The sequence below is a fragment of the Pseudomonas sp. C2B4 genome, assembly GCF_013359695.1.
Classification (GTDB): Bacteria; Pseudomonadota; Gammaproteobacteria; order Pseudomonadales; family Pseudomonadaceae; genus Aquipseudomonas.
The window spans coordinates 1-13,534 of the sequence record NZ_JABFMU010000054.1; the positions used below are offsets into that span (position 1 = coordinate 1).

10 protein-coding genes are annotated in these 13,534 nt (G+C 61.0%); 1 reads left to right on the forward strand and 9 read right to left on the reverse strand.

What is annotated here, in order from left to right; all coding sequences use genetic code 11:
* Positions 1-143: 143 nt before the first annotated feature.
* On the reverse strand, positions 144-1,490 hold the full coding sequence (gene pmbA, locus HNQ83_RS25065; RefSeq protein ID WP_175391443.1) for a metalloprotease PmbA: 1,347 nt from the start codon (positions 1,488-1,490) through the stop codon (positions 144-146).
* Between the two features lie 108 nt (positions 1,491-1,598).
* On the opposite strand from pmbA, the gene yjgA reads away from it, so the two are divergent.
* The gene (yjgA, locus tag HNQ83_RS25070) at positions 1,599-2,123 is read left to right on the forward strand and encodes a ribosome biogenesis factor YjgA (protein WP_150769393.1); all 525 of its coding nucleotides are present in this window, start codon (positions 1,599-1,601) and stop codon (positions 2,121-2,123) included.
* Between the two features lie 48 nt (positions 2,124-2,171).
* Here yjgA and tldD read toward each other — a convergent pair whose 3' ends face one another.
* The 8 genes from tldD to mreB all read right to left on the reverse strand — a co-directional run bounded on the left by tldD (position 2,172) and on the right by mreB (position 13,502).
* Positions 2,172-3,614 (reverse strand): metalloprotease TldD, encoded by a 1,443-nt coding sequence (tldD, locus tag HNQ83_RS25075; RefSeq protein WP_175391444.1) that lies wholly within the window; start codon positions 3,612-3,614, stop codon positions 2,172-2,174.
* A gap of 12 nt (positions 3,615-3,626) precedes the next feature.
* A complete protein-coding gene (locus HNQ83_RS25080) occupies positions 3,627-4,481 on the reverse strand; it encodes a carbon-nitrogen hydrolase family protein (RefSeq protein ID WP_175391445.1) in 855 nt (284 codons plus the stop codon).
* 181 nt (positions 4,482-4,662) lie between these two features.
* Positions 4,663-8,466 carry a YhdP family protein gene (locus HNQ83_RS25085; protein WP_175391446.1) on the reverse strand — a complete coding sequence of 1,268 codons (3,804 nt, stop codon included), beginning with the start codon at positions 8,464-8,466 and terminating at the stop codon, positions 4,663-4,665.
* 75 nt (positions 8,467-8,541) lie between these two features.
* Positions 8,542-9,999 carry a ribonuclease G gene (gene rng / locus HNQ83_RS25090; protein ID WP_175391447.1) on the reverse strand — a complete coding sequence of 486 codons (1,458 nt, stop codon included), beginning with the start codon at positions 9,997-9,999 and terminating at the stop codon, positions 8,542-8,544.
* A gap of 57 nt (positions 10,000-10,056) precedes the next feature.
* Positions 10,057-10,653, reverse strand: coding sequence for a nucleoside triphosphate pyrophosphatase (locus tag HNQ83_RS25095; protein WP_175391448.1), 597 nt, complete (start codon positions 10,651-10,653; stop codon positions 10,057-10,059).
* 43 nt (positions 10,654-10,696) lie between these two features.
* Positions 10,697-11,188: a rod shape-determining protein MreD gene (mreD, locus tag HNQ83_RS25100; RefSeq protein WP_175391449.1), complete on the reverse strand. Its 492-nt coding sequence runs from the start codon at positions 11,186-11,188 to the stop codon at positions 10,697-10,699.
* Positions 11,188-12,321, reverse strand: coding sequence for a rod shape-determining protein MreC (mreC, locus tag HNQ83_RS25105; protein ID WP_175391471.1), 1,134 nt, complete (start codon positions 12,319-12,321; stop codon positions 11,188-11,190). The genes mreD and mreC overlap by 1 nt, the downstream gene beginning before the upstream one ends.
* Positions 12,322-12,464: 143 nt before the next feature.
* Entirely contained in the window at positions 12,465-13,502 is a 1,038-nt protein-coding gene (mreB, locus tag HNQ83_RS25110; protein ID WP_002555108.1) for a rod shape-determining protein MreB, read from the reverse strand.
* Positions 13,503-13,534: the final 32 nt, after the last annotated feature.

Here is a 13,534-nt window from a genome sequence, read left to right on the forward strand (position 1 = left end):
GAATGCGGTGTGTCAGCCGACATAATGGTTGAATGGTCGGCCGCCTTCGCGAGCAGGCTCGCTCCCACAAAGGGATTGTGCGATGCCCAATAAAAAGGCGCGCCACCCGATGGGTGGCGCGCCTTTTTTGTAGCGACTGGAAGTTAGCTGCCAGCCACCGTCATTCGTTCGATCAGCACCGACCCCGTACGAATGTTGCTGCGCAGTTCCAGGTCGTTACCCACGGCCAGGATTTGCTTGAACATGTCGCGCATGTTGCCGGCAATGGTGACTTCCTGGACCGCGAACTGAATTTCGCCGTTTTCGACCCAGTACCCCGCCGCGCCGCGGGAGTAATCGCCGGTCACCATGTTCAGACCCTGGCCCATCAGTTCGGTCACCAGCAGGCCGCGCCCCATGCGGCGCAGCAAGGCCGCCTGGTCTTCGTCGCCATGGGTGACGAACAGGTTGTGCACGCCACCGGCATTCGCCGTGCTCGGCATGCCGAGTTTGCGACCGGAGTAAGTGCCGAGGATATAGGACACCAGTTCGCCTTTTTCGACGAACGGTTTGGCGTAGGTCGCCAGGCCATCGCCATCGAACGCCGCACTGCCCAAGGCCCGCATCAGGTGCGGACGCTCGTCGATGGTCAGCCACTCGGGAAACAGCTTCTGCCCCAGCGTGCCTTCGAGGAACGATGATTTGCGATACAGGCTGCCGCCGGAAATCGCCGACAGGAAACTACCGAACAGTCCGCCGGCCAGCTCTGCGGAAAACAGCACCGGTACCTCGCAGGTCGGGACCGGACGCGCACCCAGGCGGCTGGCTGCCCGTTGTGCGGCACGCTGGCCGATGCTCACAGGATCGGCCAGCAAATTGCCCTGACGGTTCACGTCGTACCAGTAATCACGCTGCATCTGCCCATCGGCCTCGGCGATCATCACGCAACTCAGGCTGTGCCGGGTCGATGCATAGCCGCCGATAAACCCGTGGCTGTTGCCGTAAACACGGCAGCCCTGATGCGTACTCAGGGTGGTGCCGTCGGCGTTTTTGATCCGCGTGTCGGCATCGAAAGCCGCCGCTTCACAAAGCAGGGCTTTTTCGATGGCTTGCTCCGGAGAAATGTCCCACTCGTGGAACAGATCGAAGTCCTGCAGATCCCTGGCCATCAGTGCGGCATCCGCCAGGCCCGAGGCTTCGTCTTCAGAGGTGTGTTTGGCGATGGCCAGCGCAGCGGCGACCGTTTCGCGGATGGCATCCGGGCCACTGGCCGACGTGCTGGCCGAGCCTTTGCGCTGACCGACATACAAGGTGATACCAAAGCCCTGATCGCGGTTGAATTCGACGGTTTCGACTTCACGCTGGCGCACCGAGGTCGACAGGCCCTGCTCCAGGGACACCGCCACTTCACAGGCACTGGCACCCTGGCGCTTGGCTTCAGCGATGATCTGCTCGACTTGTTCTTGCAGTGCCGGCAATGCTTGTGGGCCGACGCTTTCAACTGCACTCATGCTGTTCTCCACTCAAATTCTGCTTTCGGTAACGGTCATCGAGCGACCGGGCCGGACAAGCGGCCCCCGACTGGTTATCATGGCGGCGTTTCTTTGCGGACGGCCACCATGGTTGATTCTTACGACGACTCCCTCGATACGGGAGAAAAAAGCAAATCCCAGGTTAAACGCGAGCTGCATGCTCTGGTTGACCTTGGCGAGCGCCTTACAACACTCAAGCCTGACCTGGTTGCAAAACTGCCTTTGACCGACGCCTTGCGCCGGGCTTTGGCCGATGCACCCAAGCACACCGCGAACATCGCGCGTAAACGGCACCTTCAGTTCATCGGCAAACTGATGCGCGATCAGGACACTGACGCCATTCTGGTGTTGCTCGATCAACTCGATGCCTCCACTCGCCAGTACAACGAGCGTTTCCATAACCTGGAACGCTGGCGTGATCGCCTGATCGCGGGCGACGATGCCGTGCTGGAAAAATTCGTCGTCGACTACCCTGACGCCGATCGCCAGCAATTGCGTTCCCTGATCCGTCAGGCCCAGCACGAGGTTGCGCAAAACAAGCCTCCTGCTTCCAGCCGCAAGATCTTCAAGTACATCCGTGAGCTGGACGAGACTCAACGCGGTCTGCGTTAAATCTCCGACCGGGTGAGTCGCCAGGCGTCTCACCCGCAGCTCCTTCCCTTATGCGCCCGTGCCACCCACGGTAATCGCATCGATTTTCAGCGTTGGCTGGCCGACACCCACCGGCACCGACTGCCCATCCTTACCGCATGTCCCGACGCCGCTATCCAGCGCCAGATCGTTACCGACCATCGACACTTTGCTCATGGCTTCCGGGCCGTTGCCAATCAAGGTCGCACCTTTGACCGGAGCAGTGATCTTGCCATCCTCGATCAGGTACGCCTCGCTGGTGGAGAACACAAACTTGCCACTGGTGATATCGACCTGACCGCCGCCAAGGTTGGCGCAGTAGATGCCCTTTTTCACCGAGGCGATGATCTCCGCCGGGTCGCTTTCGCCGGCCAGCATGTAGGTGTTGGTCATGCGTGGCATCGGCAGGTGCGCGTAGGATTCGCGACGTCCGTTACCGGTGCGGGCCACACCCATCAGGCGCGCGTTGAGCTTGTCCTGCATGTAACCTTTGAGCACACCGTTTTCGATCAGTGTGGTGCACTCGGTTGGTGTGCCTTCGTCGTCAACGCTCAGTGAGCCACGGCGACCGGACAGGGTGCCGTCATCGACGATGGTGCAGAGCTTGGAAGCGACCATCTCGCCCATGCGCCCGCTATAGGCCGAGCTGCCCTTGCGGTTGAAATCGCCTTCCAGGCCGTGGCCGACCGCTTCATGCAACAGCACGCCCGACCAACCGGAGCCGAGCACCACTGGCAAGGTGCCGGCCGGCGCGGGAATGGCTTCCAGGTTGACCAGCGCCTGGCGCAGCGCTTCACGGGCATAGCTCATGGCGCGGTCTTCACCGAGGAAATACCGGTAGTCGGTTCGACCGCCACCGCCGTGGCCACCGCGTTCGCGGCGGCCATTCTGCTCGACGATCACACTGACGTTGAAGCGCACCAATGGCCGCACATCCGCCGCCAGCCCACCATCGGTGGAGGCCACCAGTATCCGCTCCCAGACGCCGGCCATGCTCACGGTGACTTGCTGGATACGCGGGTCGAGGGCGCGAGTCGCGGCATCGACCCGCTTGAGCAGATCGACTTTCTCGGCACGGGTCAGCACTTCCAGAGGGTTGTCCGGTGCGTACAACTGCGCAACGTCCTGGGTGGTGAAGGCTTGCACCGTGCCATTCTGCCCGGCGCGGGAGATCGAACGGGCAGCACGGGCTGCCGCGCCCAAGGCCTCCAGGGTGATGGCGTTGCTGTAGGCGAAACCGGTCTTTTCACCCGATTGCGCCCGTACGCCCACCCCCTGGTCGAGATTGAAACTGCCTTCCTTGACGATGCCATCTTCAAGCGCCCAGGACTCGGAAATCTGCCCCTGAAAGTACAGGTCGGCGGCATCGATACCCGGCCCGGCCAGATCGCCGAGCACACCCTGCAGGCTTTCGATCGTTACGCCGCCGGGCGCCAGGAGGTGTTCACTGACTGAGGACAACAACTCGCTCATATGCTTTACGCCTTAAATTCGTCGTTCTGATGCAGGTCGCTGGGCGCCCTGCGAGAAAAAGCGCCGGTGACTGGACACCGGCATCCGCGCCCGTATGGACGCCTGTTCGCTGCTGTCACGTTCGGCCAGCAGCACGGCCTCGCCTTGATCCTGTTGCGCCAATACTCTCCCCCATGGGTCGACGATTGCCGCATGCCCCCAGGTTTCCCGCGGCCCCGGGTGCGTCCCACCCTGGGCGGCCGCGAGCACATAACACTGGGTTTCGATGGCCCGCGCGCGAATCAGCACGTCCCAGTGAGCGGCGCCGGTCACGGCGGTGAAGGCCGACGGTGCGGTAATCAATTCCGCACCGGCAGCACGCAATTCGCTGTAAAGCTCGGGGAAGCGCAAGTCATAACACACCGTCAGGCCCACTCGACCCACCGGCGTGTCCGCGACCACGACCCCACTGCCATAAGCATAGTCATCGGATTCGCGATAACGGCCGCGATTGTCCGCCACGTCCACGTCGAACAGGTGCAGTTTGTCGTAGCGCGCCACCGTTTCGCCCTGATCATTGACCAGCAACGAGCAGGCATGCACTTTGGCCGTCGGTTGATCCACCGGCGGCAACGGCAAAGTGCCAGCCACTATCCATAACTTGAGGTCGCGTGCGGTCTGTTTCAACCACGGCAGGATCGGCCCCTCGCCCAGCGCTTCTGCGCGACCGATATCGGCGATGTCCCGTCGCCCCATGGCGGCAAAATTTTCCGGCAGCACGGCAAGTACGGCACCGGCGGCCGCGGCCTGCTCCAGCAGGCGTCGAGCCTGGGCCAGGTTGGCCAGCACATCGCTCTGGCTGACCATTTGAATTACCGCAACAGACATGGCCTTTTCCTTATTGAAATCAACACAGACCCGTAGGAGCGAGCTTGCTCGCGATGGACGTGAACGATAACGCGTGCTGCCTGAAGGAATGCGGCGCTCTCACATTCTTCGCGAGCAGGCTCGCTCCCACAAGGGGAGTTGGTCTGGCCATGCTACTCCATAGGCACCCGGAGATGGCGTTTCAAAAAGGCTTGTCGTAGGTGATTTTCGGGTCTTTCCACGGGCCCTTGACGGTGTACTTCACGCTGGCGAAACGGGCCACGCGATCACCGATCAATTTGTCGATCAGGAACAGCGCCCCACCAATGGCCGGGGCACCGACGATCAGTGCGGCAATCGGCAAATTGTTGGTCACCGGTAACGTCACCAGCAATTTGGCATCAATCTGATCGCCCACCAGATTCAGGGTACCGTTGAGCTCAACATTGCTCGAAGGGCCGGTCATCTGAATGGGCTCACGGGTGACGTACACGCCGTTGGTTGCTACCAGCAGCCCCTTGACCCGGTCATAGCTCAGGCCTTTGCCAAACAGATCGGAAAAGTCCAGGCGCAACCGTCGGCCGATAGAGTTGAAGTTGAGCAGACCAAACACCCGCAGCGCCTGGGCCCCGCCTTCGACTTCAACAAACTGGCCTTCCTTCATCGACGCATCAAGGGTGCCGGAGAAACGCTTGGAGGCCAGCCACGCCGGCGAACCGGGCCAGCGGCCGTCGACATCCATACGGAATTCCTGACTGGTAACGCTTGGCGCGAAGCCCCAGCCCTTGAGCACATCCGCCAGGTTCTTGCCGCTGATGCGCCCCTTGTACCAGCTGGTACTGGCGCCGGGCGCGCCTTCCCAACCGCCGCTGCCCTGCAACAGGATGCCTTTGAGGCCCATGTCCAGTGAATTGAGAGCAATGCCCTTGGCTGTCGGGCGCACCTTCAGCGACCAGGCCCCCACCAGGTCGTTACCCTGGAAGAGTTGATTGATGGTGATATCCAGCGCCGGGATCTTGGTCGGGTCCACCGATGCCAACGGATCTGGTGCATTTTCATCGGCCAGGACCGTCGGGTCAGGTGCAGGCAGACGTACGGTCTGCAGATTGATCACCATCGGCGCGGCTTTCGCATCAGGGAAGCTGGCGCTGCCCTTGACCTGCTGGCTGTCGAGTTGCATAGCCCAGGCGGACGGTTTGCGCGTCAACTGTATCGATGCCTGATCCAGCGTCGTGCCGAGGGCGGTGAGCTTGCCGACCTTGAAATCGGCGCCGCTGAGCAACTGTTTGGCGCTGCCACCGGGGTCTTGCCCGGCGTACTTGGCCACCAGATCCTGCCATGGGCCGACGTCCAGCTCCGACAGCACCCCGCGGATCCGCAAGCCCTTTGCACCGGGCAGGACGGCATCGCCGTTACCCAGGAACAACTCACCACGGCCGTTGGCAAAATTGCCCGTCGGCGCGGCAAAGGTGAAGTTGGCCAGTTCGCCGTAGTTCACCCAGTAGCGGCGCTCCGCGCCTTGCAGGGTCATGCGGAAGGTCGTATCACGCCCAGCGTCGGCCGACATACCGAAAGGTGCCGGCAAATCGACCGTGACGCCCTTGAGATTGGAGTTGACCATCAGTTGACTGTCGGCGCCATCCAGGGTCAGTTGCAATTGATAGGGGATCACGCCGCTCACCGGCAACGGCTGAGTGACGCTCAGCCAGTCGGTCAGTTTCTTGACCTCGACCTGCCCCGAAGCGATGACCCGGGTATTGAGCTTGCCCTCGCGCCCATCGGCGAAAATCTGCGCGCTCACCGGTTTGTCGAATGCTCGAGCCGTGATGTTTTGCCCGCTCAGGCCCTTGGCACTGTCGAAACGGAAGTCGCCTTTGAGTTGCGTCAGTTCCAGAGGCGGCTCGGGCAATTTCAGACGGGACCTGGCTGTCTTGAAGTCGACCAGGATCTTCGGTTGCTCGCCCTTGACCAGCGGGATATCCAGTTTCAGCTTGCCTTGCAGATCACCCTCGCCTTCCCAACCGGCAAAGGTGTCCGCGGTACCGATCGGCGCTTGCTGAAGGATTTTCAAGCCATCGCCCAGCCCCCCGGCAAACGCGCCGTCGAGAAACAGATGGGTGCTGTGCCCTTCCGGGACATGGGGAATGTTGACGTAAATGTCGCTGACCTGGGTGTCGAGCAATTGCCCCTTGCTGGCCAGAATCCGCACGCCGCTGTCTTCAACGAACACATCGCCCGTGACCTTGCTGACATGAGGCCATCCCGGCTGGAACGCCAACTCGGCATCGTGCACCTTGAAAAACAGGCTGATGCTGCGCGCCGTGTCGGCTGCGCCATGGTTCAACGAACCTTGGTACTGGAAGAACCCCTGATCCACCGCACCTTTGAGAATCGCCGTGCGCAACCATTCGTCCAGCCCGGGACTGAGGACGGCCGGCAGGTACTTGGCCGTGTAGCGACCGTCACCGTCCACCAGACCTACCCGCAGGTCCATGTAGTCTTCCTGGGTGTGATCGAAATGCAGGCGGATCAGGAAGTCGCCGGCAATCTTGCCCTCCTCGCCCAATACCTTCAGGTACGGCGCGATCAGGGTGAAACCTTCTTTGTCGAGCTTCCAGGTCAGGCGGGCGTTGGCCTGAATGTACTGCCATGGCTTGGCGAAAATCGGGTCCAGGTGCAGCATGAAATCCTTGCTGTCCATGCGCAATTCACCATGGCCAAGGTCACCGCTGATACTGCCCGTGACGTTTCGCGCCGCCGGAGCGCCGTGATAAGCGTCGAAACCGATCTGTTCAAGATTCGCGGCAAAACTGAACTTGCTGTCGTCGGTGGCATTGGGCCGCACGTCGATCAAGACATTGCGCATCACGCCGGTGACCTTGAGCCGCTCGACCACGGTGGCAAAGCCTTCAGGCAGTGGCGCCAAGGCATTGAGCAAAGGGGTGAGCGGCGTGAGGTCGAGTCGGTCCGCCTGCAGGTGCCAAAGCTCTTCCGACTTGTCGCTGGCCGCGGTTTGCTTGACTTGCAGGCGTGATTCCCAGCGAGTTTTGCCAAGATTCATCGCAAGGGAGTCGACCGTCACCAGCATGCCCTGGGCGCTGCGCTGGAAGTAGCCGTTGAGCGCCAGATTATCGATCTTGATCGGCTTGCGTTCGGCGTAGGCCCCCTTGAGTTGCGGCGCATTCAAACGCACCGCCGCGCTTTGCAGCGCGCCCTGGCCCCAAGTCGCCCACAGCTCGCCACCGGCCTTGATCTCGGAGAAATTCCACTGCTGACTGACGCTCTCGGGCAGCCATTTCGACCAGTCGCTTTGCGGCAGGCTCAGGTAAACCTCGGCTTCACCCTCCTTCCACTGGCTGGCGCGAATGCGGGTGCGCACGCTCATCGCCACTGGCTGGCCATCGGGCAGGGTCAAACGGGCATCGAGTCGCTGACGAGTGGCACCGGTTTTCAAATTCAGACCGACATACGTCAGGGTCAGCGGCGATGCACCCCACGGCTGTAAAGTGACCTGGCTGTCGAGTACCGACAACTGCTGGATCATTTGCATGCGAGTGAGCAAGTGCTGCGGATCGAGAGGCTTGTCATCTTTCGCCGGCAAGCCTTCCAGCGCCCACTGGCCGTCATCGCCTTGCTTGAGGCTGATCTTCAGGCCGCTGAATTGCAGATGGGCGATGCGTACTTCACGCGCCAGTAAACTCTCCCAAAGGTCCGGTACTGCGCGTACCTTTTCCAGGTGCAGGGCATTGGCGCCTTCCCCGACCGTCACATCGTGAGCCGACAATATAGGCGCGAAGCCACTCCAGCTGCCTTTCAGCTCGCCGATCTGCAGCGGCATGCCCAAGGCCTCGCTGGCCTTGGTTTCGACCTCGACACTGTACTCGGCCACCAGGGGGGCCAGTTCGCGTCCAAGGCTGACGTACAACGCCATCAGCACCAAAGCCAACGCGCACAGGCCCAGACCCCAACGGGTCAGTGCGGCCAGAATGCGTGTCAGACGCTCCATGTCAGTTGGCTCCCATGGCAAAAGTTTTGCAAAAAGCTGAGGCCAGCCGTGCAGGAAAAGTTAAGACGCTGCGACTCAGAGCAACACCACGTCGTATTGTTCCTGGGAATACATGGTTTCTACCTGGAACCGGATGGTGCGCCCGATAAAGCCTTCCAGTTCGGCGACGTTGCCCGACTCCTCATCGAGCAGGCGGTCGACAACTTTCTGGTTCGCCAATACACGATAGCCTTCCGCCTGATAGGCGCGAGCCTCCCGGAGGATTTCGCGGAAGATTTCGTAGCAGATGGTTTCAGGCGTCTTCAACTTGCCGCGGCCCTGGCAGCTGGTGCACGGCTCGCACAACACCTGTTCCAGGCTTTCGCGGGTGCGCTTGCGCGTCATCTGCACCAGGCCCAACTCGGTGATGCCGATGATGTTGGTCTTGGCGTGATCACGCTCAAGCTGCTTCTCCAGGGTCCGCAGCACCTGGCGTTGGTGCTCCTCATCTTCCATGTCGATGAAGTCGATGATGATGATCCCGCCCAGGTTGCGCAGGCGCAGCTGGCGAGCGATGGCGGTTGCGGCTTCCAGGTTGGTCTTGAAGATGGTTTCTTCAAGATTGCGATGACCGACGAACGCTCCGGTGTTGACGTCAATGGTGCTCATGGCTTCCGCCGGATCGACCACCAGATAGCCGCCGGACTTGAGCGGCACCTTGCGTTCGAGGGCTTTCTGGATTTCGTCTTCGACGCCGTACAGGTCGAAAATCGGTCGCTCGCCCGGGTAATGTTCCAGACGATCGGCGATCTCCGGCATCAGTTCGGCGACGAACTGTGTGGTTTTCTGGAAGGTTTCCCGAGAATCGATGCGGATTTTCTCGATCTTCGGGCTCACCAGGTCACGCAGGGTGCGCAGCGCCAGACCGAGGTCTTCATAGATCACGCTGGGGGCGCTAATGGTTTTGATCTGGGCGTTGATCTGGTCCCACAGCCGGCGCAGGTAGCGAATGTCCATCAGGATTTCGTCAGCCCCGGCACCTTCGGCTGCCGTGCGCAGGATAAAACCGCCAGCCTCCTGGATACCTTCTTTGGCGACACAATCGCTAACAACTTGCTTGAGGCGTTCGCGCTCGGCTTCGTCTTCGATCTTCAGCGAAATGCCGACATGCGCGGTGCGCGGCATGTACACCAGGTAGCGCGAAGGAATCGACAGCTGGGTGGTCAGGCGCGCGCCTTTGGAACCGATCGGGTCCTTGGTGACTTGCACCACCAGGCTTTGACCTTCATGCACCAGGGCACTGATGCTCTCTACCGCCGGGCCTTCGCGCAGGGAAATTTCCGAAGCGTGAATGAACGCCGCACGATCCAGGCCGATATCGACAAATGCCGCCTGCATGCCCGGCAATACCCGTACGACTTTGCCTTTGTAGATGTTGCCGACGATCCCGCGCTTTTGCGTGCGCTCGACATGGACCTCTTGCAGCACACCGTTTTCGACCACCGCCACGCGTGATTCCATCGGCGTGATGTTGATCAGGATCTCTTCACTCATGGCAGGGTCTCGTTCAGGCATGTTCACGATAATGGCCGCATCTGGTCAGTACGACGCTTAACGCGCGTTATGGGTTTGCCAACAGGGTATGCCGAAATGGCCGAGCAGTTCCGCGGTTTCGCACAGCGGCAGTCCAACCACCGCTGAGTAACTTCCATCGAGTCCGGCGACAAACACCGCACCCAATCCTTGAATTCCATAGCCACCCGCCTTGTCCTGTGGCTCGCCACTGGCCCAATAGGCCGCCGATTCATCGCTGTCGATGGCGCGAAATCGCACCACACTGCGCACGACCCGCGACTCGCAGCGTTCACCGTCGAGCAGCGCAATGGCCGTCAGGACTTCATGTTCTTTACCGGACAACATCTTCAGCATGGCGCAAGCGTCAGCTTCATCAACCGGTTTGCCGAGAATTTTGCCGTCGAGCACCACGGCGGTATCGGCCCCCAACACACAGAACGGCGCATCGGACACCACGACATCGCGGCCAGCCGCTGCCTTGCCGCGTGCCAATCGCTCGACATAGGCCGAAGGGGATTCGTGAGTCAGGGGGGTTTCATCGATGTCCGCACTGATGGCGGTGAACGGCACGCCGATCTGCGTGAGCAGTTCACGCCGACGCGGCGAGCCAGAGGCGAGGTACAGCGATTTCATCAAGACATCTCCCTGTCGAGTTGGAGGCAAATGCCTGACCTAATCAGTTGATTTTGTAGCGCCGACGCAATCCGCGCAAACCGAAGCTGATCCAGGGCCAGAGCAATGCGCTGACCAGTGCCGGCAAAACCAGCGCCAGCGTTGGCTGACGGTTGCCGGTCAGGGCGCTCAACCACAGTTGAACCAGCTGCGCGAGGCCGAAAATGACCAGGATCACCAGGCTCTGCTGCCACATCGGGAACATCCGCAGGCGTTGTTGCAGCGCCAGCACCAGGTAGGTGATGAGGGTCAGGATCAAGGCGTTCTGGCCGAGCAGCGTGCCATACAACACGTCTTCAGCCAGGCCCAGACACCACGCGGTGACCATTCCGACTTTCTGCGGCAGGGCCAACGCCCAGAATGCCAACAGCAATGCCAGCCACAGGGGGCGAAGGATTTCCATGAATTGCGGCAACGGCGAAACGCTGAGCAGCATGCCGATGGCGAACGTCAGCCAGACGATCCAGCCGTTTCGGGAGGCTTTGACACCCACCATTATTCTTGCCTCCCAGTGGTAGCCGGCGCGGAGACAGGCGGTTTGGCAGCAGGTTTCACGGCAGCGGGTGGTGCTGCCGGTGGCTTGGCCGCTGTCGCGGGCGGCTTGGCAGCGGCAGGATGCGCGGTAACAGGTTTGGCCGGAGCGGCGGTTGCCGGGGCAGCCGCTGGAGCCGCCGGCGTTGCCGGTGCCGCGACGGCAGCCGGAACGACCGCAGGTTTTGGCACGGTCGCCGGGATGATAGGCCCGCCACCCTGCGCATCCAGAGACTCCTGGGCCTGCGCGGCATCGTTGGCACGCTCTTCGGCGGTGCGCCCGTCGCTGAATACCAGCAGCAGGTAACGGCTGCGATTCAGGGCGGCGGTCGGCACTGCCCGGACAATTGCAAACGGCTGGCCGGAGTCATGAATCACTTCCTTGACCGTGGCCACCGGATAACCCGCCGGGAAACGCTGGCCGAGGCCGGAGCTGACCAGCAGATCGCCTTCCTTGATGTCGGCGGTATCGGCCACGTGACGCAGTTCGAGGCGTTCCGGGTTACCGGTGCCGCTGGCAATTGCGCGCAAGCCGTTGCGGTTGACCTGCACCGGAATGCTGTGGGTCGAATCGGTCAGCAACAGGACGCGGGAGGTATAGGGCATCAACTCGACCACCTGGCCCATCAGGCCGCGGGCATCGAGCACCGGCTGGCCGAGGACCACACCGTCGCGCTCACCTTTGTTGATGATGATGCGATGGGTGAACGGGTTAGGGTCCATGCCGATCAGTTCGGCCACTTCAACCTTTTCGTTGACCAGTGCCGAAGAGTTGAGCAACTCGCGCAGCCGAACGTTCTGCTCGGTCAGGGAGGCGAGCTTTTGCATGCGCCCCTGCAACAGCAGGTTTTCGGTCTTGAGTTTTTCGTTTTCAGCGACCAGTTCGGTGCGACTGCCAAACTGGCTGGCCACACCCTGCCATAGCCGCTGCGGCAGGTCGGTGATCCAGTAAGACTGCATCAGCACCAGCGACATCTGGCTACGCACTGGCTTGAGCAGTGTGAAGCGGGCATCGACCACCATCAGCGCGACCGAAAGCACGACCAGCACCAACAAGCGCACGCCCAGTGAGGGACCCTTGGTGAAAAGCGGTTTAATAAGCCGCTCCTCCCAGGCAAATGTTCTCTTTATTCATACGGCATCAAACCGGCCTGGATGCAGACTGACAGAAGATAAACGCGAACAGGCAGCACTGCAAAGTGCTGCCTGCGCGCTCAACAGCATGAAGGCAATCCGGCGACTTATTCGCTGGAGAGCAGATCCATGGTGTGCTTGTCCATCATTTCCAATGCACGGCCACCGCCGCGAGCAACGCAGGTCAACGGGTCTTCGGCGACGATCACCGGCAGACCGGTTTCCTGGGCCAGCAACTTGTCGAGGTCACGCAGCAAGGCGCCACCACCGGTCAGTACCAGACCACGCTCGGCGATATCGGATGCCAGCTCCGGAGGCGATTGCTCCAGTGCGCTCTTCACCGCCTGAACGATGGTCGCCAGGGACTCTTGCAGGGCCTCCAGCACTTCGTTGGAGTTCAGGGTGAATGCGCGAGGAACGCCTTCGGCCAGGTTACGGCCACGTACGTCGACTTCACGCACTTCGCCGCCCGGGTAGGCTGTACCGATTTCCTGCTTGATGCGCTCTGCAGTCGACTCGCCGATCAGGCTGCCGTAGTTGCGACGCACGTAGGTAATGATCGCTTCGTCGAAGCGGTCGCCGCCAACCCGTACGGATTCGGCGTAAACCACACCGTTCAGGGAGATCAGCGCGATTTCGGTGGTACCACCACCGATATCCACGACCATCGAGCCGCGAGCTTCTTCAACCGGAAGGCCGGCACCGATCGCAGCGGCCATTGGCTCTTCGATCAGGAACACTTCGCGGGCACCGGCACCGAGGGCCGATTCACGGATGGCGCGACGCTCAACCTGGGTGGATTTGCAAGGAACGCAGATCAACACGCGCGGGCTAGGCTGCAGGAAGCTGTTTTCGTGAACCTTGTTGATGAAGTACTGCAGCATCTTTTCGCAGACGCTGAAGTCGGCGATCACGCCGTCCTTCATCGGACGAATGGCAGCAATGTTGCCCGGCGTACGGCCGAGCATGCGCTTGGCCTCGGTGCCGACAGCAACGACACTTTTCTGGTTACCGTGTGTCCGAATGGCCACAACCGATGGCTCATTCAGGACGATACCGCGCTCGCGCACGTAAATAAGGGTGTTGGCAGTGCCCAGGTCAATGGAAAGATCGCTGGAAAACATGCCACGCAGTTTCTTGAACATGGGAAAGGGACCCTAGGCAACGCGTGGGTAAA